This window comes from Pantoea sp. At-9b (assembly GCF_000175935.2).
Taxonomy (GTDB): Bacteria; Pseudomonadota; Gammaproteobacteria; order Enterobacterales; family Enterobacteriaceae; genus Pantoea.
In genome coordinates, this window is record NC_014837.1 from 3,436,606 (window position 1) to 3,460,147 (window position 23,542).

The window sequence follows — 23,542 nt, forward strand, 5'->3', positions numbered from 1 at the left end:
GGTGATGCCTATCGCAAGGACGCAATCAGGGGGAAACACAATCCAGCCGCGCCAGTGAGGCTTCCCGTTGCTGCGGGCCACTTACATTCACCCGATACAGCATGCAGCCACCGGGCTGAAGTTGCTGCTGCCGCTGAATCTGCCAGCCGGGCACCTCGCGCCCCAACAGCGCCTGCCCAGCCACCTGCCATGCCTGACGCTGTTGCCATTGCTGGCTAAAACTCAGCGTTAGCACCCGATGATAGTGCAACAACGCGCTGATGCTCATTGCCAGCAGCAGCATCGCGACCAGGGTTTCCGCCAGGCTGAATCCCTGTTGCCGCCTGACATAATGCGGTGTCGGACAAGGGGCAGTAGTCAATCCAGCCTTGTGGTTTTGGTTTGACCTGGCTGCCCTGAGTGGACACCCAATGCCACAGTGCCAGTTCCCGTCCCGCTCCACTTCCCTGTAGTAACCCATTATCCCCCTCCAGTCGCAGCAGGCAGCTACGCCAGTGCTCAGCCGCCCAATCGAGGCATTGCCAGCCTTGTGTATCCGGCCAACTTTGCACCATACCCCATTGCAACGCACCCGCAGCCTGCCAGAAATCCCGATGGTAGTTCTGTTCATCCGCCACCAGCACCACATCCTGCGCCAGCCGGGTACGCGTGGCATGTAACGTGAGGCCGCCCATCAGCAACACCATCAACACCATACCCAACGTGCTATTACCCGCATGCTTCACAGATTTTCTCCCACCACCCAACTTTCCAGCGTTATTGATTGTTCGCCTGTTTTTCCCGTCAGTTGTACCAGCAAACGTCGCTCTTCGCGTTCAACGCTAAATTGCTCCACCGTCATAAATTCGGGGTCGGTTAAACGTTCCCAGCCGCTGCCATTGCAGTCATCCACCCCGCGCTGCATTTCCAGCTGACTGCCACGCAGCCGGTAGCCATAGAGTTCGCTGTCGCTGTGGCCGATACCTTCCCAGCGGCCATTGCTGTTTTCATCCCAGCGCAGCAACACGCAACTGCCGCTCTCCCGCAGCGTTAGTGCCGGGCCACTGCATTCCCCGTTGCAGTAACCCGCCCGCCGTAGCGCTTTTTGCAGCGTTTGTGTGATTTGCTGTAGCTCCTGCTGCAACTGCACCCGCTGTTGTAAACGCAGATTTTCGGCCAACAACAGCGGTAAAAACCGTCCGGTGCTTAACATCAATACTGCCCCGACGGCCATTGCCATCAGCATTTCCAGCAGGCTAAAACCGGCCTGGTCTATTCGCATCCCTTCTCTCCCGGCTGGCAGGCCCGAATGCGTGCGCGTGCTGAAATAATCACCCGCCAGCGCCCGGCACTGCTTTCAAGATCAATACTGCCAGCCCGTGCTACATCACGACGGCCATAAAACCCGGGTTCCCCAGTGATACTGACCAGCCGCACATCCGCATGGGGTGGGACATAGACCCAACGCGAACTTGCCTGACACCCTTCCAGAGGACGTGGGCCACTGCCGATACAACCCGAAGCACCGGGTAATAACCACAAGTTGGCCTCGGTATTTTGCCAACTGGCCCAGGCACGCAGCCGCAACAGAAAGCCCTGGAGTTGCAGTACGCTTTCCCGCAATTGTTGCTGCTGTTGCCAGCGTTGCCATCCCTGCATCATGCCAAGGCTTAGCACCCCCGCAATCACCATCACCACCAACAGTTCCGGCAAAGTGAAGCCGTTTTCATCGTTTCTGTTCATGGTGGTCAGAGTGCGTGCCTGGCGTGTTTGGCTCAAGGCGGAAAAATGTACTTTGGAAAAGGTCGCGCAGGAAATGAGGAATGAATACAGTGGGATACAGAAATTTGTGCGAGAGATCGAAAAAAAGTGGCGTTCCGGCGGTCCCTCAAACGCGAGCGGCGCGATAAATCGCGCCGCCAGGATACAAAGTGCGTGGTATCAGATCGCTACCGGCGCTTTGATGGCCGGATGGGGATCGTAACCTTCAATCTCGAAATCTTCGAACTGGTAATCAAAGATCGAGGCAGGTTTACGCTTGATGATCAGTTTCGGCAGTGGGCGCGGTTCACGGGTCAGTTGCAGGCGAGCCTGCTCCAGGTGGTTGCTGTACAGATGGGTATCACCACCGGTCCAGACAAAATCACCCACTTCCAGGTCGCACTGCTGCGCCACCATATGCACCAGCAACGCGTAGCTGGCAATGTTGAATGGCAGACCCAGGAAGATATCGCATGAACGCTGGTACAGCTGGCAAGAGAGCTTACCGTTCGCCACATAGAACTGGAAGAAGGCGTGGCAAGGTGCCAGCGCCATCTGGTCCAGTTCACCGACGTTCCATGCCGACACAATGATACGGCGTGAATCCGGGTCACGTTTTAACTGCTCTATCACCCGGCTAATCTGGTCGATTTGCTCGCCATTAGCATTGCCCCAACTGCGCCACTGCTTACCGTATACCGGACCCAGATCGCCGTTTTCATCCGCCCACTCATCCCAGATGGTGACCTTGTTATCCTTCAGATAACCGATATTGGTGTCACCTTGCAGGAACCACAGCAACTCATGAATGATCGAGCGCAGGTGGCACTTCTTGGTGGTGACCAGCGGAAAACCGTCCTGCAAATTGAAACGCATCTGGTGGCCAAAAATGGAAAGCGTGCCGGTGCCAGTACGGTCGGCCTTTTCTGCGCCTTCATTCAGCACATGCTGCATTAAATCCAGATACTGTTTCATTTTACCTCGCGGGGTTGTTGCTGTGGGTGACGACGATATGCCCAGATCATCATAATCACGCCAGCCAGAATCATAGGCGTCGAGAGAATCTGCCCCATGCTGATGCCGCCGTCGAACAGGCCCAGCTGTGCGTCCGGCTGACGGAAGAATTCAACAATAATACGGAATGCGCCGTAACCAATCAGGAACAGGCCCGATACGCTGCCCATCGGGCGGGGCTTGCGAATAAACAGATTGAGGATGATAAACAGCACCACACCTTCCAGCATCAGTTCATACAACTGCGAGGGATGACGCGGCAGGACGCCGTAGGTGTTCAGCAGCGACTGATACTGCGGGTTGTTCACCGCCAGCGCAACGTCTTCGCTACGCGAACCGGGGAACAGCATGGCGAATTTAAAATCGGGTGCCACACGGCCCCATAATTCACCATTGATGAAGTTACCAAGCCGCCCCGCACCCAGACCAAATGGGATCAGCGGTGCAATAAAATCAGAAACCTGGAAGAAGGTGCGTTTGGTACGACGGGCAAAAATCAGCATCACCACGATCACGCCAATCAGGCCACCGTGGAATGACATGCCGCCATCCCAAACTTTAAACAGATAAAGCGGATTCTCAAGGAACAGCGGCAGGTTATAGAACAGCACATAACCAATACGTCCGCCGAGGAAAACCCCGAGGAAACCGGCGTACAGCAGGTTCTCCACTTCCTCTTTTTTCCAGCCGCTGCCTGGCTTGTTGGCGCGACGCACCGCCAGCCACATAGCGAACACAAAGCCCACCAGATACATTAAACCGTACCAGTGGAGCGAAATCGGCCCGACGGAGAAAATCACCGGGTCAAATTGGGGAAAAGCGATATAGCCGTTAGTCATCTTTCACCATGAAATTTTCTGCCCTGAAAACGGGTGTGGCCAAGGGCAATACAATCAAAGCTGCGCATCATAGCACAGCGAGTTTTCATACATATGCCGCAGAAATGTAAACCTTAACGACCACCGCGAATCAATCCGCCCAAGCCACGCCGTTCCATAAACGCCGAAACCTGATGACGGACTTCTGAAACGGTGTGTGCCGCCACGCCCAGCTCGCTGAGCTTCTGCGCTTCTTCTCTGTCGAGGTGTCGCAACAGATATTTGACGCGCGGAATGTTTTTTCCGTTCATGCTGAGGTGGTGATAGCCCAGCCCCACCAACAGCGCAACACACATCGGATCGCCCGCCATTTCACCACACAGGCACAGCTCAAGCTTGGCCTTGTGGGCTTCCTGGGCAATCAATTGCAACGCGCGCAGCATCGCCGGATGCAATGGATCATAGAGGTTGGCGACACGGGTATTGTTACGATCCACCGCCAGCAGATACTGCGTAAGATCGTTGGTACCGACAGAGACAAAATCGATGCGATCCGCCAAATGCGGGATCAGAAACAGCATCGACGGCACTTCGACCATCACCCCAATACGCGGCTTGGGAATGATGTAACCCAGCATCTCTTCCACTTCCCGGCCAGCACGGTCGATCAGGCGGCGCGCCTCTTCGATCTCGTCGATATGGCTGATCATCGGCAGCAGAATGCTGAGATTGCCGGAGGCAGCATTAGCGCGCAGCATGGCGCGAACCTGCACCAAAAAGATCTCTGGCTGGTCCAGCGTTAAACGAATACCGCGCCAGCCGAGGCTGGGGTTCTCTTCGCTGATTGGCATATACGGCAGCTGCTTATCCGCGCCAATATCCAGGGTGCGTAATGTCACCGGTTTGTTGTGGAACAGCTGCAACATGCCCTGATATTGCGCCACCTGCTCCTCCTCAGACGGGAAGCCGTTTTGCAACATAAAGGGAATTTCGGTGCGGTACAGGCCAATACCGTCAACCCAGCTGTCGAGCGCCTGTTCATGCTCCGGGCTGAGACCCGCATTCAGCATCACCTGCACGCGTTCGCCGCTTTTCAGCTCGCCAGGCTGCTCCACCACATCTTCGGCCATTTTACTCAGCGCGTTCTCTTCGCTGATCAGCCTTTGATACTCCTGCACCAGCACCGGTTCAGGATCGATCAACAACTCACCGCGATAACCATCGACGATCAACAGGCGTTTGTTGAGCTGGGCAGGCAAAATATCCGCCCCCATCACCGTCGGGATGCCCATGGCACGCGTCAGGATGGCCGCATGGGAGTTCGCTGCGCCGTCACGCACCACCACGCCCGCCAGCCGCTCATGGGGCAGCTCCGCCAGGGTGGTTGCGGTCAATTCATCGGCCACCAACACAAAACGCTCTGGCCAGGCGTTGGTGCCGACCAGGGTGTCGTCGAGATGGAACAACAGGCGCTGTCCCAACACGCGCAGATCTCCGGCACGCTCGCGCAGATATTGATCCTGCAAGCTGGCAAATTGCGCGGCAAATTTCTCGATCACCGTTTTCACCGCCCACTCCGCCACCGATCCCCGTTCGATCTCGGCAAAAAGATCTTTTTTCAGGCGGGCGTCCGTGAGCAGGTGCGAATAGAGATCGAAGATCGCCGCGCTCTCTTTCTGCACGCTGGCGGTGAAACGTTTACTGAAACGGCGAAATTCATTGGCGGCTTCGCTCATGGCGACCGCCAGACGATCACGCTCGCGCTGAATATCCAGGGTACTGGCCGCAGAGACCTGATCGAGCAGCGGCTGGGTTTCATCAACCCAACCGGGCGCAACAGCCACACCGGGCGCGGCAGCAATCGCTTTTACGCGTGACTGACGAAACTGACCAAACAACTGCCCCAGCTGCGATTGCGACAGCAAAGCGGCCATTTGCGTTGCCAGCGTGACCAGAAAGGATTCTTCGCTTTCATCAAACTGACGATGTTCGCGCTGCTGTACCACCAGCACACCCAGCAACTGGCGGCGGCTGATAATCGGCACACCAAGGAAGGAGCGATAGCGCTCCTCTTTAACAGAAGGGATGTATTTGAAGCTGGGATGGCTCTGCGCATCGGCGAGGTTAATCGGCTCGGCCAAACGGCCAACCAGCCCGACAATACCCTCGTCAAACGCCAGCGTGACGGTGCGGCCACGCGGTTTTTTCAGCCCGCGCGTCGCCATCAGGTAGTAGCAACGACGATCGTGATCGGCGAGATAGACCGAGCAAACCTCGGTCTCCATCGCAAGGCAAATCTCGTTTACCAGAAGGTCGAGTGCTTCATTCAGACGCGGTGCACTCGCCACTTTTTCAACTATTTCGCGCAACTGAGTGAGCATAAAGGGCGTGGCCTATCCTCTTTTACGTCGATGGGCTGCGGCATTACGCTGCCCCGCACTCTCCTGCATAGACATCACCACGCCAGCGAATTCCTTCATTACGCGGCGGTACACATCACGTTTGAAGGAGACAACCTGACGCACCGGATACCAGAAGCTGACCCAGCGCCAACCGTCGAACTCTGGCGTGCTGCTGTGTTGCACATTGATATCCGCGTCACTACACATCAACTGCAGAAGAAACCACTTTTGTTTCTGGCCGATACATACCGGCTTTGTGTCCCAACGCACCAAACGTTTTGGCAATTTGTAACGTAACCAGTTACGGGTTGAAGCAAGTATTCGAACATCTTTGCGGTGCAAACCCACTTCTTCAAACAGTTCGCGATACATCGCCTGTTCTGCGGTTTCACCGGGATTGATGCCTCCCTGAGGAAATTGCCAGGAGTGCTGTCCAAAGCGCCTGGCCCATAACACTTGTCCCTGCCTGTTACAGATTACGATACCAACATTCGGGCGGTAGCCATCATCATCGATCACTGGACTACCTCAAAGCTAAATTTGAATAGTCTGATTGTTTCACACTCCTTACAGGCGGTAAACCACTGGATATCAGGGGAGATGACGGAACAATGACAGGATAACTCACAGAGTTTAGCCAAGTTATAAACAGCGATGGGCTTTTCCGGGCGATCTTATGCACCTTTTCTGTGGATAGCTTTGTGCAGAACACGGGAATTAATTGAATAACCACTTAGGAAAAGTCTTATCTCGATAGGGCCAGACAATAATAAAACACAATAAATTCAGCAAACTAAAACATCAAACCTCAGTTTTATACGCAAAAACCCTCACTTTGCCAGACGCGTCTTTAGCGAACTGGTCAAAGATCGACCTTCGTCGTTTTTATCCACAGATAATGCCCTAAACCTGGTCAGAAATGGGAAAAAAAGCCAACAAATCGCTAAAGTCAAGGCTGTAAATGGAAACAGGGGTGCAGGAAAGCGGGGGTTATCCCATCTTTCTGTGGATAACTGGGTTTAAGATCCTGTTTATTGTCGATAACAAACCGGGATAACCCGCCAGTATGGCGACACAGGCTGATTGGGGGCAAATAAAAAAGCACGCTGAATCATGCTATTATCTGCGGGATAAGCGGTTGTGCAATGTGGACAACCTTTCCATTGCCACGCAGTATGTTTTTTAACCAATACGAGCAACATCATGAGTTCCCCGACTTTTCCCCCGACAACACCGCAAAACGAAGCGGAATTGCTGCAACGCGCACAACAACTGGCGGGCCAGACTTTTGCCGCGCTGGCCGCTCAGCTCGGTCTGCCAATGCCTGCCAATCTGAAACGGGATAAGGGCTGGGTGGGCATGCTGCTGGAACTGCATCTCGGTGCCAGCGCGGGCAGTAAAGCGGAGCAGGATTTCGCCCATCTCGGCATTGAGTTGAAAACCATTCCGGTTGATGCCGAGGGGAAACCGCTGGAAACCACCTTCGTCTGTGTAGCCCCGCTCACCGGCAACAGCGGCGTCACCTGGGAAACCAGCCACGTGCGCCATAAGCTGGCGCGGGTGCTGTGGATTCCGGTTGAGGGCGATCGCGCCTTGCCGCTGGCGGAGCGTCGTGTCGGCTCGCCGCTGCTGTGGCAGCCCAATGCCGAGGAAGAACAACAACTGCGCGAGGATTGGGAAGAACTGATGGATATGATCGTGCTCGGCCAGGTTGAACGCATCACCGCCCGTCACGGTGCCTGGCTGCAAATCCGTCCGAAGGCGGCCAACAGCAAAGCGTTGACCGAAGCCATTGGTGAGCACGGCGAGCCAATCATGACACTCCCGCGCGGCTTTTATCTCAAGAAAAGCTTCACCGGGCCACTGTTGGCGCGTCATTTTTTGCTGTAGCGGCGCGATTTATCGCGCGGGTTGTGCCGAAGAACAGCGCGATAAATTGCGCCGCTACGGGCACATTAACGATATCGTGTATAATCGCCGTTTAATATTCGTTTAGGATTGAATCTACACATGTTTGACTGGATTGCAGATCCCAATGCGTGGCTGGCGCTGGGAACGTTAACCATACTGGAAGTGGTTCTGGGCATTGATAACATTATCTTCCTGTCGCTGGTGGTCGCTAAACTCCCCAAACATCAACAAAATCGCGCTCGCCGTCTGGGTCTGATGGGGGCCATGTTAATGCGCCTTGGCTTACTGGCCTCCATTGCCTGGGTCGCCCGTCTGACCAATCCGTTGTTCACCCTGATGGATCACGCCTTCTCGGCGCGTGATTTGATCCTGCTGTTCGGCGGCCTGTTTTTGCTGTGGAAATCAAGCATGGAAATCCATGAAACGATTGAAGGCGGCGAAGAGGAACATAAAACCAACGTACATTCGTTCTTCGGTGCCATTGTGCAGATTATGTTGCTGGACATTATTTTCAGCCTCGATTCGGTGATCACCGCCGTTGGCCTGTCGGATCATTTGATCATTATGATGATGGCGGTGGTGATTGCGGTGCTGATGATGATGTTTGCCGCACGTACCATTGGCGAATTTGTTGACCGCCATCCTTCAGTAAAAATGCTGGCGCTGGCGTTTCTGATTCTGGTGGGCTTTACCCTGATTCTGGAGAGTTTTGGCATCCATGTACCAAAAGGTTACATTTATTTTGCCATGTTCTTCTCCATGGCGGTGGAGTGCCTCAACCTGATGCGCGGCAAGAAAGGCGCGGCCTGACAAAGTCAAGGGCGAGTGATGCTCGCCCACTGATTTTAAGAATCATGCGATTACCTCCAACGCCTAAAACATTTATTACTACACTTTTGCTGTTGATGCTGTGTAAGGGAGAGTGGCGAATGAAAGGGTTGGTAAGTGTAATGGGGTTAGTGCTGGCGGCGTTGGTTTTAAGCGGTTGCAGCAGTGATTACGTGATGGCGACCAAAGATGGCCGCATGATTATGACGGAAGGCAAACCGGCCATTGATAAAGATACCGGCCTGGTGCAGTACACCGACGAAAAAGGCCATGAGATGCAAATCAATGGTGACGAGGTCTCCACCATCATTGAGCGTTAAGTGCCAAATTTGATCGCCTGCGGTATTTTTCCAGCTGTGCAGGCGATTTCCCGAACTTTCCCCTCTTCCTTCCGCGCCGTTTCACGCGCTATAGTCCCACAGGACACAACATTCCATTCCATAATGAAAAAAGGAAGCCGGCAATGCACTATCACCGTATCCCCCATAGCACGCTGGAAGTGAGTCAGCTGGGGTTGGGAACCATGACGTTTGGTGAGCAGAACAGCGAAGCCGATGCTCATGCGCAACTGGATTATGCGGTCAGCCAGGGCATCAACCTGATTGATACTGCTGAAATGTATCCGGTGCCGCCGCGCCCGGAAACTCAGGGATTAACTGAACAATATATTGGCAGCTGGCTGAAAAAGCGCGGCAGCCGTGACAAGATCATCCTCGCCAGTAAAGTGGCAGGCCCGGTACGTGGCGCTGATGCCTCGATTCGTCCCAACCAGGCACTGGATCGTAAAAATATCCGTGAAGCGCTGGAAGCCAGCCTGAAGCGACTGAATACCGACTATCTCGATCTCTACCAGCTGCACTGGCCGCAGCGCCAGACCAATTTCTTTGGCAAGCTGGGTTATCAATATACGGAATCGACCGTACCGGTCACCTTGCTGGAAACGCTGGAAGCCCTGACCGAGCAGGTTCGTGCGGGCAAGATTCGCTATATCGGCGTCTCGAACGAAACCGCATGGGGTGTGATGCGTTATCTGCAACTGGCGGAAAAACATGAGCTGCCGCGCATCGTCACCATTCAGAACCCTTACAGCCTGCTGAACCGCAGCTTCGAAGTGGGTCTGGCGGAAATCAGCCAGCATGAAGGCGTGGAGCTGCTGGCCTACTCCAGCCTGGCGTTTGGCACGTTAAGTGGCAAGTATCTGAACGGTGCCCAACCTGCTGGCGCGCGTAATACCCTGTTCAGCCGTTTTACCCGCTACAGCGGTGAGCAATCGCAGCAGGCGGTAGCGGCGTATGTCGCGCTGGCGAAGCAGCACAATCTCGATCCGTCGCAGATGGCGCTGGCGTATGTGCGTCAGCAACCGTTTGTGGCCAGCACCCTGCTGGGTGCGACCACGCTGGAACAGCTGAAGACGGATGTTGAGAGTTTTAATCTGACACTGAATGCAGACGTGCTGGAAGGTATCGAGGCGATTCACCGCCAGTTTACTTACCCGGCGCCTTGAGACGCAAACTCAACATCGCGCAATAAATTGCGCCGCTACAAAGAAAACCATCATCCGTAGCGGCGCGATTTATCGCGCGGCTAGCGCCGCCCTTTCCACCACAGTACGGCAATAGCCAGCGCAAATATCGCCCCGAAACCGACGCCGGTTGCCACCGCCGGTGCGCCCAGCTTAATCGCCAGGGTATACAACCCCAGCATCAACAACATGGCGGTGTTTTCACCGAGGTTCTGCACGGCAATGGCATTGCCCGCTCCCACAGTGGCTTTGCCGCGTTCCTGTAGCAACGCATTGAGCGGTACCACAAAGAAGCCCCCCAGCGCCCCAATCAGCATCAGAATCAGGTAGGCATGCAGCAAGCTGTGTTGCAGGGAAAACACCACCACCATTACGCCAATCAATACCCCGGCAGGCATGCAGCGGCGCACCGTTTGCAGCGTCACCAGCTTCGCGGCCGCAGCAGCACCGATCACAATACCGATCGCTACCATTGCATTCAGCGTGGTCGGGGTTTTGTTATCGCTGATACCCAGCGCCACCGGCACCCACAGCACCAGCAGAAAACGCAGCGTCACTCCTGCGCCCCAAAACAGGCTGGTCCCCATCAATGAGAAACGGGTTTCACCGTTGCGCCATAGCAACAGGGTTGCCTGGGTAAAACTGCGCAACATCATGCCAAAGTGCCAGCTCTGACCAGGACGCGCCGCCAGCAGGCGTGGGATAAACAGGTTTGCGACAACAGCCAGACCGTAAGTAAGTGCACACACCGCCAAGGCTGCCAGCAAGTGCCAGTCAGCCAGAATGCCGCCCGCCACGGAACCTAACAGGATCGCCGCGATGGTCGATCCTTCCATCAGCCCGTTCGCCTTAACTAACTTATCCCCCCGGGTGATTTCGCCGAGGATGCCATATTTAGCCGGGGAGTAAGCCGCCGCACCGACCCCCACCAGGGTGTAACCCAGGAATGGGTTGTAACCAAAACAGATAATCAACGCCCCCAGCAGCTTCAGGCTGTTGGCGAACATCATCACGCGACCTTTGGCAAAACTGTCTGCCATCTGTCCGACAAAAGGGGCGAGCAGAATGTAAGTGGCTACAAACAGCATTTGCAGAATTGGCTGGCTCCAGTCGGGATAGAACTGGTTTTTCAGCACGGCCAGCGTGGCGAACAGCAAGGCATTGTCGCCAAATGCCGAGAGAAACTGCGCCACAATCACCGCCATCATGCCACGCGACAACAGCGGCGCATCCGGGTTTACTGCCTGGCTCATGCCTGTTCCTCTTCGGCCAGTTTTTTCAGGCTGACATAGTCAGGTTTACCGCTGCCAAGTATCGGCAATGGTTTCAGTACGCGGATATCGCGCGGCAACGCCAGTTCCGGCGCACCCAATTCACGTGCCGCCATCCTGAGCATCTCACGGTCCAGATCGCTGTCGGTCGTGAACAGCACCAACGCTTCACCACGGTTGCCATCAGGTCGTAATGACGCGGCATGTTGTTTTTCCGGTGAAGCTTTCAGCGCAATCTGTTCGACGATTTCCAGCGAGACCATCTCCCCGGCAATTTTCGCGAAGCGTTTGGCACGCCCCTGAATCTGGCAGAAACCGCCCTCATCAAAGCTGACAATATCGCCGGTGTCATACCAGCCTGCTTCCATTTCGCCTTCACCGTTATCAGCCACCGGCAGCTCCAGCACACCGGGATTTTCCACGCGCAGATAGCCGTTCATCACGTTCGGCCCACGCAATTGCAGGCGGCCGCCCTGCTCAATGCCTGGCACCGAAATCAGGCGCGAGTCCATCCCCGGCAGGATACGGCCAACGGTATGTGATTTCGCCGCCATCGGCACGTTAATCGCCACCACCGGTGCACATTCGGTCACACCGTAACCTTCGAGAATACGGATGCCGTATTTCTCCATGTAGATCTGACGCGTCCCTTCCTGCAATTTTTCCGCACCTGCCACCACGTAACGCAGGCGGGCAAAATCATACGGACTGGCAAAGCGAGCATAGTTGCCGAGGAAGGTGGAGGTGCCAAACAGCACGGTGCAGTTGCGGTCATAGACCAATTCTGGCACCACGCGATAATGCAGCGGGCTGGGGTAGAGGAATACCTGGGCACCGGTCAACAGCGGGGTGAATAATCCTACGGTCAAACCAAAGGCATGAAACAGCGGCAACGCTGACATAAAGCGGTCACGCGGGGTGAAATCGGCGACGGTACGAATCTGTTCAACATTCGCCAGCAAGCTTTTATGCGAGTGCACCACGCCTTTGGGGTTGCCTTCCGAGCCGGAGGTAAACAGCACCATTGCGGCATCTTCTGGCTTCTGCGCCACCAGCGCACGGCGCGGCATCAGCAGATGGCTGAGAATCCACAATTTATCTTTAGTGGTGACGGTCGAACGCAGATCTTCAAGGAAGATCCACTGCACATCCGTCAAACCTTCAGGCAGATGCCACAGATTGCCTTTATCAAGGAACTGGCGCGAGGTGAACACCGTTTTTACCTGTGAGGCGGTCAACGCTGCGCGCATCCCGTTAACCCCGGCGGTGTAGTTGAGCATGGCCGGGATGCGCCCACGCAATGACGCCCCCAGAATGGCTGCCGCCGTCACCGTGGCATTCGGCAGCAGCAGACCGACATATTCGCCCTGGTGGCTGTAACGTTCGAGGATACGTCCCACGCCGAGTGCTTTTTTCAGCAGTCCGGTGTAGCTGTCGGTTTTAAAGTTGATGTCCTCGATGCACGGCTTAAACAGGCCATAGCGGGTACGAGCATGGAGGAATGCCTCAAACAGCGTTTCCCGTGGCCGCACGGCCATACGCGCTTCCATCATCACATGATGTAAGTGCTCGCCAGCCAGAATACGCCGGTCACGCGCGCGTTTGGCTTCCGGCATCGGGATCACGGTAGCGGGTAATACGCTCAGGGTGATACGCGGAAACAGGCGGCGTTTGAACACGCCCGCCAGGCGGCCAAACGGGGTATATTCCGCGCCTTCGATACGCATCGGCACCACGGTGGCCCCCGATTTCGCGGCCACAAACCCGGCACCGCTGTAGATTTTCATCAGCGATCCGGTGACGGTGATCCGCCCTTCAGGAAAAATCACTACCGGGCGGCCTTCGTTGATCAGGCGCACCAGATGTTTAATCGACATCGGTTTGGTTGGGTCAAGCGGTACGAAGTCGATGAGCGGCTTCAGAATACGCATAAACCATTGATCGCTGATCGATGAATAAACGGCGAACACCGGTTTGATCGGCAGAAACAGTGCCACCAGCACGCCATCAAGAAATGACATGTGGTTCGGGGTGATCAACACCTTGGGTTTGTTCAGTACCGTCAGATCACCGCGCAGCTCGACGCGCCATAACAGGCGGCAGAGGAAACGCAGACAGGTGAATAACATGCCAGCTCCTTAGCAGTCGTTAAAAATGGCCCCTACGATGCAGGATTCAGGGATTTTCGACAAGTGGCGGTGCGATTTATCGCGCGGGGCTGCACGATAAATCGTTTTGTCTGCCAGCAGCGGTTTAGTCCTGAGAAGGTTCCGCCCGCTGATGGCAGCGGTTTAACACCGAGAAGGTTCCGCCCGCCAGGCATTGGGGAGTTTCAGTTGTAACGTGCAGGCGGACGGGTTAAGGCCCGAAGGCGCGGGCCTTAACAATCCGCGCCCTGCGGCGTCCTCGCGCAGCGCATAGCGCTGTCCCCTCGCTTATCACTCAGGCCATACGGACCGCGCGGATTCGCCATCCATGGCTCATTCCGCTCTCTCGCCGCATCCATGCGGCTCGCCCTGGCCTTCCCTCTGCGCTCGGCGCTGCGGATGCCGCCCACCCCACCGCCTGAAAGACCGCAGAAAAAACAAAAAATAAAAAATAAAAAACGGAAAGCAAAAAGAAAGGCACTGAAAAGCACAGGTTTTGCAGCGGGGGGTGGGGCGCCATCCGGACTCGCTGAGCGAATGAAGGCTGCCAGGATGAGCCGCATGGATGCGGCGAAAGGCGGCGTTGAGCAGGAGCGAATCGACGCCGGTCCGTCGGCAGCGTGAAAGAGCGAAGGCACCGCGCAGCGGCGAGGGAGGCTGGCGCGAGGCCCGGGATTGCAAAGGGTGCGGCCAGGCACCCTTTGCTCGGTCGCCGCACCGGCGAACTGCAACTGCATCAGCCTGAGGCGAACGAAACCCGCTCAGTGCGAACGAAACCACCTCAGTGCGAACGAAACCACCTCAGAGCGAACGAACCCACCTCAGTGCGAACGCATATTAATGCGAATTATCCGCCTGCCAGCCACCGCCCAGCGCGGCAATCAACTCAACACTGGTCACCCATTGGGTGCTTTGCGTCGTCAGCAGGCTCTGCTGCTCACTCAGGCTGGTGTTTTCGGTGGTCGCCACGTCGAGATAATCAATCATCCCCGCCTCATACTGATTCCGCGTCACGCGTGCCGATTCCTGTGCCGCAGCAGTAGACAGTTGCAGTGAAACCAATTCGCCTTTCAGCGTGTTCAGCTCAACCAGATAATCTTCCACCTCCTGCATCCCTTCCAGCACCGCCTGGCGATAGCTGGCGACGCTGGCGTCGTAAGAAGCCCTCGCCTGCTCCACTTTTGCCGAGGTCGCGCCGAAGTCCAACAAGGTGCCACTCAGTTCTGGGCCAAGCGACCAGACACGATTCGGCAGCGAGAACAGATTGCTGAAGGTCGACGAACTGACGCCGCCGCTGGCGCTCAGCGTCAGATCCGGGTAGTAACCGGCAATCGCCACGCCCACTGCGGCATTGGCTGCCGCCACGTTACGTTCGGCATAGGCAATATCCGGGCGGCGTTGCAACAACTGGGATGGAACGCTGTTGGGGATATCCGGTAAGGTGGCCTCCAGCTTCGCCACCGGCAGCGAGAAATCTGCTGGCGCACGCCCCATCAGTAACGCAATCGCGTGCTCCAGTTGGGCGCGCTGCCACTGGTAGTCCTGCGCCGAGGCGCGGGCGCTCTCCAGCTGCATCTGGGCCTGCGCCAGGGTGGCACGCGATTCACTGCCCGCCTGATATTTGTTCTGAATCACCGTCAGATAGCGCTGGTAGGCATCAACGCTGCGCTGATACAGCGCGATTTTTTCATCCATGATGCGTAACTGGAAATAGTCCTGCGCCAGTTCTGACTGCGCGCTAAGGGTGATATTCGCCAGTTCGGCAGCACTTGCTTGGGCGCTGGCCTTGTTCTCTTCCAGCGTGCGGCGCAGCTTGCCCCACAGATCCAGCTCCCAACTGGCGCTCAGTTCAGCCTGATGGCTGTTGCTGACGCTGCGTTGGCCGGTGGTGCTGGCACGGCTGCCACTGCGGGTGCTGCTGGCGTCATAGCTGACGGAGGGGAACAATTCCGCGCGTGACTGCCCCGCCAACGCCTGGGCTTCGCGATATTGCGCCGCATAGTTGGCAACGTTCTGGTTGGAAATGCTGACCTGACGCAGCAGGCTGTCGAGCGTGGCATCGTGGTAGACCGACCACCATTCACCTTTGCTCTTATCATCCTGTGGCGTGGCCTGCGTCCAGCCTTTGGCCTCTTTAAAATGGGTCGGCATCGCCATCGTTGGACGCTGATAATCAGGGCCAACGGTACAGCCTGCCAGCAGCAGCGCCATAACGATCGGGGTAATAGGTAACGACATTTTCATGGATCAGGATTCCGCATGACGCAACCGCCGCCACTGACGTTTCGTGGCGCGGCTCAGACTATCGAGCCAGAGATAAACAACCGGCGTGGTAAACAGGGTAAGCAGTTGGCTAAGCGCCAGACCACCGGCAATCGCCAGACCGAGCGGACTGCGCAGATCGGCGTCACCGCCACTGCCCAGCGCCAGTGGCAATGCACCAAAGAATGCCGCCAGGGTGGTCATCATGATCGGGCGGAAACGCATCAGACAGGCTTGGGTGATCGCCTGTTGCGGCGTTAACCCAAGGCGGCGCTCTGCGTCGATGGCAAAGTCGATCATCATAATCGCGTTCTTTTTCACGATACCGATCAACAGGATAATGCCGATCAGCGCAATCACCGTCAGCTGCGTATTGGTCAGCAACAGCAGCAACAGCGCACCGACTCCCGCCGAAGGCAGCGTGGAGAGGATGGTGATCGGGTGGATGTAGCTTTCATACAACACGCCCAGCACGATATACACCGCCGCCAGTGCCGCCAGAATCAACCACGGCATGGTGGCCGTCAGCTGGGCAAAGGCAGCCGCTGTTCCGGCAAAGCCCGCCTGAATATTGGAAGGCAGTCCCAGTTTTGCCATCGCCTGTTTGATCAGCGCCTGCGCCTGTTCCAGCGAGACACCATCATTCAGGTTAAATGCGATGGTGCTGGTGGCTGACTGCCCCTGATGTGCCACCGACAGTGGCGCGTTGCCGCCTTTAAAGGTGGCGAATGCCGAGAGCGGCACACGATCGCCGCTGTCATTCACCACAAATAACGCCTTCAGAATATCCGGATCGCGGGTGTAGCTGTCCTGCAACGACATCACCACATGGTATTGGTTGAGCGTGTGGTACAGCGTGGCGATCTGGCGCTGGCTAAAGGAGTTATTCAGCATGGTGTCGATCATCTGCACGTTAACGCCCAGCATCTTCGCCCGATCGCGATCGATATTGATCACCACTTCCTGACCGCCGGTTTGCGAGTCAGAATCCACGCTATTCAACTGTGGGATCGCCGCCAGCGCCGCCTGCACTTTGGGGGTCCAGGTACGCAGCACATCCAGGTCGTCGGCTTGTAAGCTGTATTGATAGGTGGCGTTGGCGCTACGCCCCCCGATGTGCAGATCCTGCGCGGCCATCAGGAACAGTTGTCCACCGGCAATGTGGCTGGTTTTCATGCTCAGACGGTTAGCCACTTCGGTCGCGGTCGCGCTACGCTGGTCAAAATCTTTCAGGCGCACAAAGAAGTTAGCGCTGTTGCGCGAGCCAAACATGCCGCTGCCCATCGACGACATCACGCTTTCCACCGCCGGATCGGACTGGATGATCTTGGTGAACTCCAGCATCTTCGGTTTCATCGCCTGGAAGGAGATGTTCTGGTCAGCACGCAACGCGCCCATCAGCAGGCCGGTATCCTGGTTGGGGAAGAAGCCTTTCTGCACCACCGAATAGAGGAACAGATTGAGCAACACGGTCAACACCAGGCTGAGCATGGTAATTTTCTGGTGCGCCATCACCCACGCCAGACCGCGCGAATAGGCGGCCAACAGCGCATTGAGCTGGTTTTCAATGAACTGATACACCGGGTGCGGACGTTTGGTGACTTTCGGTTTGGCCTTCAGCAGACGCGCGCACAACATCGGCGTCAGGCTGAGCGAGACAAACATGGAGATCAGCAACGAGATGGTCAACGTCACCGCAAACTCGCGGAACAGACGCCCGACAATACTGCCCATCAGCAAGATAGGGATAAACACCGCAATCAACGACATGGTCATCGACAGCACGGTAAAACTCACTTCCTGCGCGCCACGTAAGGCGGCACGCAGCGGGCTAAGCCCTTCTTCAATATGGCGGGTGATGTTTTCCAACACCACAATCGCATCATCGACCACAAAGCCGGTGGAGATAATCAGCGCCATCAGCGACAGGTTATCGAGGCTGTAGCCAAGCAAATACATCACCGCACAGGTGCCAATCAGTGACACCGGCAGTGCCAGCGCCGGGATCACCACCGCCTGCACGTTGCGCAGGAAGATAAACACCACCGCAATCACCAGCATCACGGCAATCAGCAATGTTTCTTCCGTGTCGTACAGGGATTCGCGCACCGTCGGTGAACGGTCAACCACCACCTTCAACTGGGTATCGGCAGGCAGATCTTTTTCCAGCTCCGGCAACTGGGCCTTGATGGCATCGATCGTGTCGAGCATGTTGGCACCGGCCTGGCGCTTAATCCCCACCATCACCGACGGAGTGGCGTTCAGGAAACCGGCCTGGTACTTGTCTTCAATCGAGTCATAGACGGTCGCGACATCATGCAGGCGCACCGCTTTGCCGTCTTTATAGGTGACGATCAGATTGCGGTACTGCGCCGCCTTGTCCAACTGGCCATTGCTGTCCACCACCCAGGATTGGCTATTGCCTTGCAGGATACCTTTCGGCAGGTTGGTGGTGCTGTCGGCAATCGCGGTCCGTACCGTATCGAGCGAGATACCGTACTGCGTCAGCTTCTGCGGTTGCAGATCGATACGCACCGCAGGCAGCGCACTGCCCATCAGCGAGACTTCACCGACACCCTGCACCTGGCTTACCGCCTGCTCGATCTTGCTCTCAGCCAGATCGTAGAGTTCGCCCGGGGTGCGGGTAGCCGACACCAGCGCCAGCATCACAATCGGCGCATCCGACGGGTTGGCCTTGCGATAGGTTGGCAGCGATTCCATGGAGCTGGGCAGCAGACTGCGCGCTGCGTTGATCGCCGCCTGCACATCACGCGCCGCGCCGTTGATATCGCGGTCCAGTTCAAACTGCAAAATAATGGTACTGGAGCCCTGCGAGCTGCTGGAGGTCATCTCGGTGATCCCGGCGATCTGACCAAGCGAGCGTTCCAGCGGGGTGGCCACCGTGGCCGCCATGGTTTCCGGGCTGGCACCGGCCAGACTGGCGCTGACCATAATGGTCGGGAAATCCACCTGCGGCAGTGGTGCTACCGGCAATAACCGGTAGCCCAACAGGCCGAGCAGCATGATCGACAGCGTCAGCAGTAAGGTGGTGACCGGGCGGAAGATAAACAGCCGCGTCAAATTCATTGCTCGCCTCGCGCCTGCTGCTGTTTGCGTTGCACGAAACGCTTACCGCGTTGCGCCCAGCCATCAAACCACAGATAGATGACCGGCGTGGAGAACAGCGTCAGCACCTGGCTGACGATCAATCCGCCGACAATCACCAGACCGAGTGGCTGGCGCAGTTCCGCGCCGGAACCCGAGGCCAGCATCAGCGGCAGCGCACCGAGCAGCGCGGCCATGGTGGTCATCAGAATCGGGCGGAAACGCAACAAACACGCCTGATGGATGGCGTCGCGTGGACTCATCCCCTCTTTGTTTTCCGCTTCCAGCGCAAAGTCGATCATCATAATCGCGTTCTTCTTCACGATACCGATCAACAGGATCACCCCGATCAGCGCAATCAGGCTGAACTCGCTGCCCGCCAGCAGCAGCGTCAACAGCGCCCCGACGGCGGCTGACGGCAGCGTGGAGAGAATGGTTACCGGATGGATAAAGCTTTCGTACAGAATACCCAGCACCACATACATGGTGATCAGTGCCGCCAGAATCAGCCACAGCGTATTGCTGGTGGCGCTCTGGAAGGCCGAGGTCTCACCCTGATAGCGCAGCGTAATGCTCGACGGTAGATTCAGCTGTTGCGTCACTTCGGTAATGGCTTTCTGCGCATCCTCCAGCGAATAGTCGCTGTTGAGGTTAAACGACACCATCACTGCCGGGAACTGGTTGAGGCGCATATGCATCAGTGAACCGGTGCGCTGATGAATGGTGGCGATCGAGGTCAGTTTCACCATGCCGGTGGTGCTGCTGGTTGAATCAGTGCTGCTGGAGCTACTGCTGGTGGAACTGGAGCTGGAGCTTGAACTGGTACTGCTGGACGACGAGGTCGTGCTGCTGGTGCTGCTATCGCTACTGCTGGTGGTCGAGGGCAGATAGACATCGTCGAACGAAGCCGGCGATTGCTGGAAATTCGGTGCCACTTCCAGCACCACGCGATACTGGTTTGCCTGGGTAAAGATGGTGGAAACCAGACGCTGACCAAAGCTGTTATACAGCGCAGTATCGACATCGGAGGCCGTGATGCCATAGCGCGCAGCTTTGTCGCGGTTCAGCTCCACGTAGGCCACACGACCCTGATCCTGCAAGTTGCTCACCACGCCGTTAAATTCCGGGCGTTTCTGTAACGCGGCAACCAGTTGTGGCGTCCATTTCACCAGGTTTTCGCTGTCTGCATCGTCGAGAGTGAACTGATACTGATTCGGTGTGACCTGATCGTTGACGGTCAGATCCTGCGCCGGTTGCAGATAAAGCTGGATGCCCGTCACCTGCGCGGCGGCCTGTTGCAGCTGCTTGATCACCACGTCGGCTTTATCATCACGCTCGCCAAACGGTTTAAGGTTGATCTGGATGCTGCCGCTGTTGAGGCTGGTATTGGTGCCATCGATGCCAATGGTAGAGGAGAGGCTCTCCACCGAAGGATTTTGCAGAATTACCTGCGCCAGCGCCTGCTGACGTTTCGACATCTCATTAAACGACACATCCTGCGAGGCGATGGTCACCCCCTGAATCAGGCCGGTATCCTGTGTCGGGAAAAAACCTTTTGGAATGACGAGATACAACAACGCCGTGAGCGCGAACGTCGCCAGCGCCACCAGTAACGTCAGTTTCTGGTGATTCAGGACAATGGTCAGCATGCGGTCGTAACCGCGAATCAGCTTGTCAAAGAACTCGCCGCCTTTGCGGGAAAAGCGTGACTGTTTTTCCGGCGGAATATGCTGTAACAGATACGCGCACAGCATCGGTGTCAGCGTCAGCGACACCAGCATCGAAACCAAGATCGACACCGCGAGGGTGATGGCAAATTCACGGAACAGACGCCCTACCACATCGCCCATAAACAGCAACGGGATCAGCACCGCAATCAGCGAGAAGGTCAGCGAGATAATGGTGAAGCCGATCTGCTGCGATCCTTTCAGGGCTGCCTGCATCGGCGTCTCGCCCTCTTCCAGCCGTCGTGAAATGTTTTCCACCACCACGATGGCATCGTCAATCACGAAACCGGTGGCGATGGTCAGCGCCATCAGCGACAGGTTATTCAGACTGAAATCAGCCAGATACATTACGCCAAAGGTACCGATCAACGACAACGGTACTGCCACGCTGGGGATCAGCGTCGCCGCGATGTTGCGCAGGAACAGGAAGGTCACCATCACCACCAGCGCCACCGACAGCATCAACTCAAACTGCACGTCGCTGATCGAGGCGCGAATGGTTTGTGTACGGTCCGACAGGATGCTCATCTTCACGCCATCCGGTAATGCCGCCTGCAAGGTCGGCAGCTTGGCTTTGATGGCATCCACCACCTGGATGACGTTCGCCCCCGGCTGGCGCTGCACGCTGATCACAATCGCCGGGCTGTTGTTGGCCCACGCCGACTGGAAGCTGTTTTCCGGCCCCTGTTCGATATGGGCGATATCTTTCAGACGCAGCGCGGCACCGTTTTGGTACGTGATAATCAGGTTGCCGTACTCTTCGGCGGTACGCAGCTGGTCGTTGGCATCGATGGTAACGGAGTGATATTTGCCATCGAAGCCCCCTTTCGATCCGTTAACGTTACCGTTGCTGATCAGAGTGTTGACGTCTTCCAGCGTCAGGTTATGCGCCGCCAGTGCTTTCGGGTCCATCTGCACGCGGATGGCCGGTTGATGGCCCCCCGCCAGCGTCACCATACCGACGCCGGAGATCTGCGACAGTTTCAACGCTACGCGCGTATTCACCAGATCCTGCACCTGAGTCAGCGGCAACGTGTCCGAGCTGGCCGCCAGAGTGATCACCGCGCTGTCTGCCGGGTTGACCTTTTTATAGGTTGGCGGATTGGGCAAATCACTGGGCAGCAGATTGTTTGCGGCGTTAATTGCCGCCTGCACTTCCTGCTCGGCCACGTCCAGCGACAAATCGAGGCTGAACTTCAGGGTAATGATCGACGAGCCACCAGAGCTGGTGGAGGTCATCTGACTCAGGCCCGCCATCTGCCCCAGTTGGCGTTCCAGCGGCGAGGTGACGGAAGAAGCCATCACATCCGGGCTGGCCCCCGGATACAGCGTGGTGACCTGAATGGTCGGATAATCCACCTGCGGCAGCGCCGAGGTCGAGAGAAACTTATAAGCAAAGATGCCAGAGATCAGCACGCCGACCATCAACAAGATGGTGGCGACCGGTCGCTGGATAAACAGGCGTGACGGGTTCATTTGGCCTCGGTGGTCGCAGTCGGTTTGCTCTCATCGGCCAGCGTCACTTTACTGCCGTCAGTCAGGCGATCGATGCCTTCCGTCACCAGACGATCGCCCGGCTCGACGCCTTTCAGGATCGCCTGCTGATCTTCTCCGAAGGTCGGGCCGGTGGTGACCGCTTTACGCGTCACGGTATCGTCTTTGTTGATGACGAAGACAAAGCTGCCATCGCTGCTCAACTGCAACGCCTGCGCCGGGATCACCGTGGCATTTTTCAGCGTATCGGTTTGCAAACGCAGGTTAACGAACTGGTTAGCAAACAGCGATTCGTCTTCGTTCGGGAAGCTGGCTTTCAGTTCGATGGTGCCGGTGCTGGTGTCGATCTGGTTACCGATGTAGCGCACCACACCCTGTGCCAGCACCGTAGTGTTGTCCTGATCAAACGCCGTTGCTGGCAGGCTCTGGTCGTTGTGCAGCGCTTTAGTCAGTTGCGGAATGTTGCTTTGCGGCACGCTGAAGGTGACCGCTGCCGGTTGCATCTGCGTCACCACCACGATGCCGGTGGTGTCGGTGGTCTGGATCATATTACCGGGATCGACCAGACGTAAGCCAACGCGACCACTGACCGGTGAGGTGATACGTGAATATTCGATATCCAGTTTGGCACTGGCGATCTGCGCTTCATCAGCCGCAACCGCGCCACGATACTGACCAACCGTCGCGGTCTGCGTATCAAGGTCCTGGCGCGCCAAAGAATCCTGGGCGTAGAGTTTCTGGTAACGCGTCAGGGTCAGTTGTGCACTTTTCAGCAATGCCTGGTTCTGGGCCAGATCGCCCTGATATTGCGCCAGCGTCGCCTGATAGCTGCGCGGGTCGATCTGCGCCAACAGCTGGCCCGCCGCCACTTTTTGTCCTTCGGTGAAGTAAACTTTTTCCAGCTGACCGGCCACCCGGCTGGTGACGGTTACGCTGGCGTTAGGGATCACCGTACCCAACGCATTGAGGTAGACCGGTACATCCGCCGTGCTGGCGACGCCGCTGTGCACCAGGGTCGCACCGCCCATCATCATGGCCATGCCCGGCGGGCCACCTGCCGGACGATGACCGCCACGGCCAGCATGTGAACCACCGGGTGCGCCACCGGGAGGCATCCCGCCCGGTGGCATCCCACCGCGACCACCGACTACGCGCCAGATCACGCCAGCGACAATTAACAGCACAACTAACAGAAGCAGCCATTTCAGCCAGCGAGAGAAAGCGGAGCGAGGTGCGTTGGTCTTCATTGAGTTATTGGGTCTCAGATAAATGGAAAATCCCCTGAAAAACAGGGGATTATT

19 protein-coding genes are annotated in these 23,542 nt (G+C 56.7%); 5 read left to right on the forward strand and 14 right to left on the reverse strand.

All coding sequences use genetic code 11. The annotated features are described in order from the left end of the window. Positions 1–25 precede the first annotated feature (25 nt). From PAT9B_RS31135 to rppH, 8 genes are all read right to left on the reverse strand, one after another. Positions 26–304: a prepilin-type N-terminal cleavage/methylation domain-containing protein gene (locus PAT9B_RS31135; protein WP_223300485.1), complete on the reverse strand. Its 279-nt coding sequence runs from the start codon at positions 302–304 to the stop codon at positions 26–28. Further along, a complete protein-coding gene (locus PAT9B_RS31140; RefSeq protein WP_071883908.1) occupies positions 216–725 on the reverse strand; it encodes a DUF2509 family protein in 510 nt (169 codons plus the stop codon). Before PAT9B_RS31140 ends, PAT9B_RS31135 begins: the two co-directional genes overlap by 89 nt. Then, positions 722–1,261 carry a prepilin peptidase-dependent protein gene (locus PAT9B_RS15810; protein ID WP_013510278.1) on the reverse strand — a complete coding sequence of 180 codons (540 nt, stop codon included), beginning with the start codon at positions 1,259–1,261 and terminating at the stop codon, positions 722–724. Before PAT9B_RS15810 ends, PAT9B_RS31140 begins: the two co-directional genes overlap by 4 nt. Beyond that, complete coding sequence (locus tag PAT9B_RS15815) at positions 1,252–1,722, reverse strand: prepilin-type N-terminal cleavage/methylation domain-containing protein (protein ID WP_013510279.1); 471 nt, start codon at positions 1,720–1,722, stop codon at positions 1,252–1,254. Before PAT9B_RS15815 ends, PAT9B_RS15810 begins: the two co-directional genes overlap by 10 nt. A gap of 198 nt (positions 1,723–1,920) precedes the next feature. Further along, positions 1,921–2,715: a thymidylate synthase gene (gene thyA / locus PAT9B_RS15820; protein WP_013510280.1), complete on the reverse strand. Its 795-nt coding sequence runs from the start codon at positions 2,713–2,715 to the stop codon at positions 1,921–1,923. Beyond that, entirely contained in the window at positions 2,712–3,593 is an 882-nt protein-coding gene (gene lgt / locus PAT9B_RS15825; protein WP_013510281.1) for a prolipoprotein diacylglyceryl transferase, read from the reverse strand. Before lgt ends, thyA begins: the two co-directional genes overlap by 4 nt. Positions 3,594–3,706: 113 nt before the next feature. Next, the gene (ptsP, locus tag PAT9B_RS15830) at positions 3,707–5,953 is read right to left on the reverse strand and encodes a phosphoenolpyruvate--protein phosphotransferase (RefSeq protein ID WP_013510282.1); all 2,247 of its coding nucleotides are present in this window, start codon (positions 5,951–5,953) and stop codon (positions 3,707–3,709) included. A gap of 12 nt (positions 5,954–5,965) precedes the next feature. Continuing rightward, positions 5,966–6,493 (reverse strand): RNA pyrophosphohydrolase, encoded by a 528-nt coding sequence (rppH, locus tag PAT9B_RS15835; protein WP_013510283.1) that lies wholly within the window; start codon positions 6,491–6,493, stop codon positions 5,966–5,968. A gap of 684 nt (positions 6,494–7,177) precedes the next feature. Between rppH and mutH the strand changes: the two genes are divergently transcribed. The 4 genes from mutH to PAT9B_RS15855 all read left to right on the forward strand — a co-directional run bounded on the left by mutH (position 7,178) and on the right by PAT9B_RS15855 (position 10,217). Beyond that, positions 7,178–7,864 carry a DNA mismatch repair endonuclease MutH gene (mutH, locus tag PAT9B_RS15840; protein WP_013510285.1) on the forward strand — a complete coding sequence of 229 codons (687 nt, stop codon included), beginning with the start codon at positions 7,178–7,180 and terminating at the stop codon, positions 7,862–7,864. Positions 7,865–7,984: 120 nt separating this feature from the next. Further along, on the forward strand, positions 7,985–8,695 hold the full coding sequence (locus PAT9B_RS15845; RefSeq protein ID WP_013510286.1) for a TerC family protein: 711 nt from the start codon (positions 7,985–7,987) through the stop codon (positions 8,693–8,695). A 119-nt stretch (positions 8,696–8,814) separates the two neighbouring features. Continuing rightward, the gene (locus PAT9B_RS15850) at positions 8,815–9,033 is read left to right on the forward strand and encodes a YgdI/YgdR family lipoprotein (protein WP_013510287.1); all 219 of its coding nucleotides are present in this window, start codon (positions 8,815–8,817) and stop codon (positions 9,031–9,033) included. 143 nt (positions 9,034–9,176) lie between these two features. Beyond that, a complete protein-coding gene (locus PAT9B_RS15855) occupies positions 9,177–10,217 on the forward strand; it encodes an NADP(H)-dependent aldo-keto reductase (RefSeq protein ID WP_013510288.1) in 1,041 nt (346 codons plus the stop codon). Between the two features lie 80 nt (positions 10,218–10,297). Here PAT9B_RS15855 and lplT read toward each other — a convergent pair whose 3' ends face one another. Together lplT and aas are read right to left on the reverse strand one after the other, a co-directional pair. Further along, on the reverse strand, positions 10,298–11,488 hold the full coding sequence (gene lplT / locus PAT9B_RS15860) for a lysophospholipid transporter LplT (RefSeq protein WP_013510289.1): 1,191 nt from the start codon (positions 11,486–11,488) through the stop codon (positions 10,298–10,300). After that, positions 11,485–13,635, reverse strand: a complete 2,151-nt coding sequence (aas, locus tag PAT9B_RS15865; RefSeq protein WP_013510290.1) for a bifunctional acyl-ACP--phospholipid O-acyltransferase/long-chain-fatty-acid--ACP ligase — start codon at positions 13,633–13,635, stop codon at positions 11,485–11,487. The genes lplT and aas overlap by 4 nt, the downstream gene beginning before the upstream one ends. Before the next feature lie 375 nt (positions 13,636–14,010). Here aas and PAT9B_RS30970 point away from each other — a divergent pair, with 375 nt between their 5' ends. Beyond that, positions 14,011–14,277, forward strand: a complete 267-nt coding sequence (locus PAT9B_RS30970) for a hypothetical protein (RefSeq protein WP_041525841.1) — start codon at positions 14,011–14,013, stop codon at positions 14,275–14,277. A gap of 213 nt (positions 14,278–14,490) precedes the next feature. Here PAT9B_RS30970 and PAT9B_RS15875 read toward each other — a convergent pair whose 3' ends face one another. From PAT9B_RS15875 to PAT9B_RS15890, 4 genes are read right to left on the reverse strand one after another with little or no spacing between them, the layout of a single operon-like run. Then, the gene (locus PAT9B_RS15875) at positions 14,491–15,897 is read right to left on the reverse strand and encodes an efflux transporter outer membrane subunit (RefSeq protein ID WP_013510291.1); all 1,407 of its coding nucleotides are present in this window, start codon (positions 15,895–15,897) and stop codon (positions 14,491–14,493) included. Between the two features lie 3 nt (positions 15,898–15,900). Further along, on the reverse strand, positions 15,901–19,002 hold the full coding sequence (locus PAT9B_RS15880; RefSeq protein ID WP_013510292.1) for an efflux RND transporter permease subunit: 3,102 nt from the start codon (positions 19,000–19,002) through the stop codon (positions 15,901–15,903). Beyond that, the gene (locus PAT9B_RS15885; RefSeq protein WP_013510293.1) at positions 18,999–22,223 is read right to left on the reverse strand and encodes an efflux RND transporter permease subunit; all 3,225 of its coding nucleotides are present in this window, start codon (positions 22,221–22,223) and stop codon (positions 18,999–19,001) included. The genes PAT9B_RS15880 and PAT9B_RS15885 overlap by 4 nt, the downstream gene beginning before the upstream one ends. Continuing rightward, positions 22,220–23,488: an MdtA/MuxA family multidrug efflux RND transporter periplasmic adaptor subunit gene (locus tag PAT9B_RS15890; protein WP_013510294.1), complete on the reverse strand. Its 1,269-nt coding sequence runs from the start codon at positions 23,486–23,488 to the stop codon at positions 22,220–22,222. The genes PAT9B_RS15885 and PAT9B_RS15890 overlap by 4 nt, the downstream gene beginning before the upstream one ends. Between the last annotated feature and the right edge of the window lie 54 nt (positions 23,489–23,542).

Coding starts and splice junctions, on each gene's coding strand:
- PAT9B_RS15810 (WP_013510278.1), bottom strand. CDS start 1,261: ATGCGAATAGACCAGGCCGGTTTTAGCCTGCTGGAAATGCTGATGGCA.
- PAT9B_RS15815 (WP_013510279.1), bottom strand. CDS start 1,722: ATGAACAGAAACGATGAAAACGGCTTCACTTTGCCGGAACTGTTGGTG.
- thyA (WP_013510280.1), bottom strand. CDS start 2,715: ATGAAACAGTATCTGGATTTAATGCAGCATGTGCTGAATGAAGGCGCA.
- lgt (WP_013510281.1), bottom strand. CDS start 3,593: ATGACTAACGGCTATATCGCTTTTCCCCAATTTGACCCGGTGATTTTC.
- ptsP (WP_013510282.1), bottom strand. CDS start 5,953: ATGCTCACTCAGTTGCGCGAAATAGTTGAAAAAGTGGCGAGTGCACCG.
- mutH (WP_013510285.1), top strand. CDS start 7,178: ATGAGTTCCCCGACTTTTCCCCCGACAACACCGCAAAACGAAGCGGAA.
- PAT9B_RS15845 (WP_013510286.1), top strand. CDS start 7,985: ATGTTTGACTGGATTGCAGATCCCAATGCGTGGCTGGCGCTGGGAACG.
- PAT9B_RS15850 (WP_013510287.1), top strand. CDS start 8,815: ATGAAAGGGTTGGTAAGTGTAATGGGGTTAGTGCTGGCGGCGTTGGTT.
- PAT9B_RS15855 (WP_013510288.1), top strand. CDS start 9,177: ATGCACTATCACCGTATCCCCCATAGCACGCTGGAAGTGAGTCAGCTG.
- lplT (WP_013510289.1), bottom strand. CDS start 11,488: ATGAGCCAGGCAGTAAACCCGGATGCGCCGCTGTTGTCGCGTGGCATG.
- aas (WP_013510290.1), bottom strand. CDS start 13,635: ATGTTATTCACCTGTCTGCGTTTCCTCTGCCGCCTGTTATGGCGCGTC.
- PAT9B_RS30970 (WP_041525841.1), top strand. CDS start 14,011: ATGCGGCTCGCCCTGGCCTTCCCTCTGCGCTCGGCGCTGCGGATGCCG.
- PAT9B_RS15875 (WP_013510291.1), bottom strand. CDS start 15,897: ATGAAAATGTCGTTACCTATTACCCCGATCGTTATGGCGCTGCTGCTG.
- PAT9B_RS15880 (WP_013510292.1), bottom strand. CDS start 19,002: ATGAATTTGACGCGGCTGTTTATCTTCCGCCCGGTCACCACCTTACTG.
- PAT9B_RS15885 (WP_013510293.1), bottom strand. CDS start 22,223: ATGAACCCGTCACGCCTGTTTATCCAGCGACCGGTCGCCACCATCTTG.
- PAT9B_RS15890 (WP_013510294.1), bottom strand. CDS start 23,488: ATGAAGACCAACGCACCTCGCTCCGCTTTCTCTCGCTGGCTGAAATGG.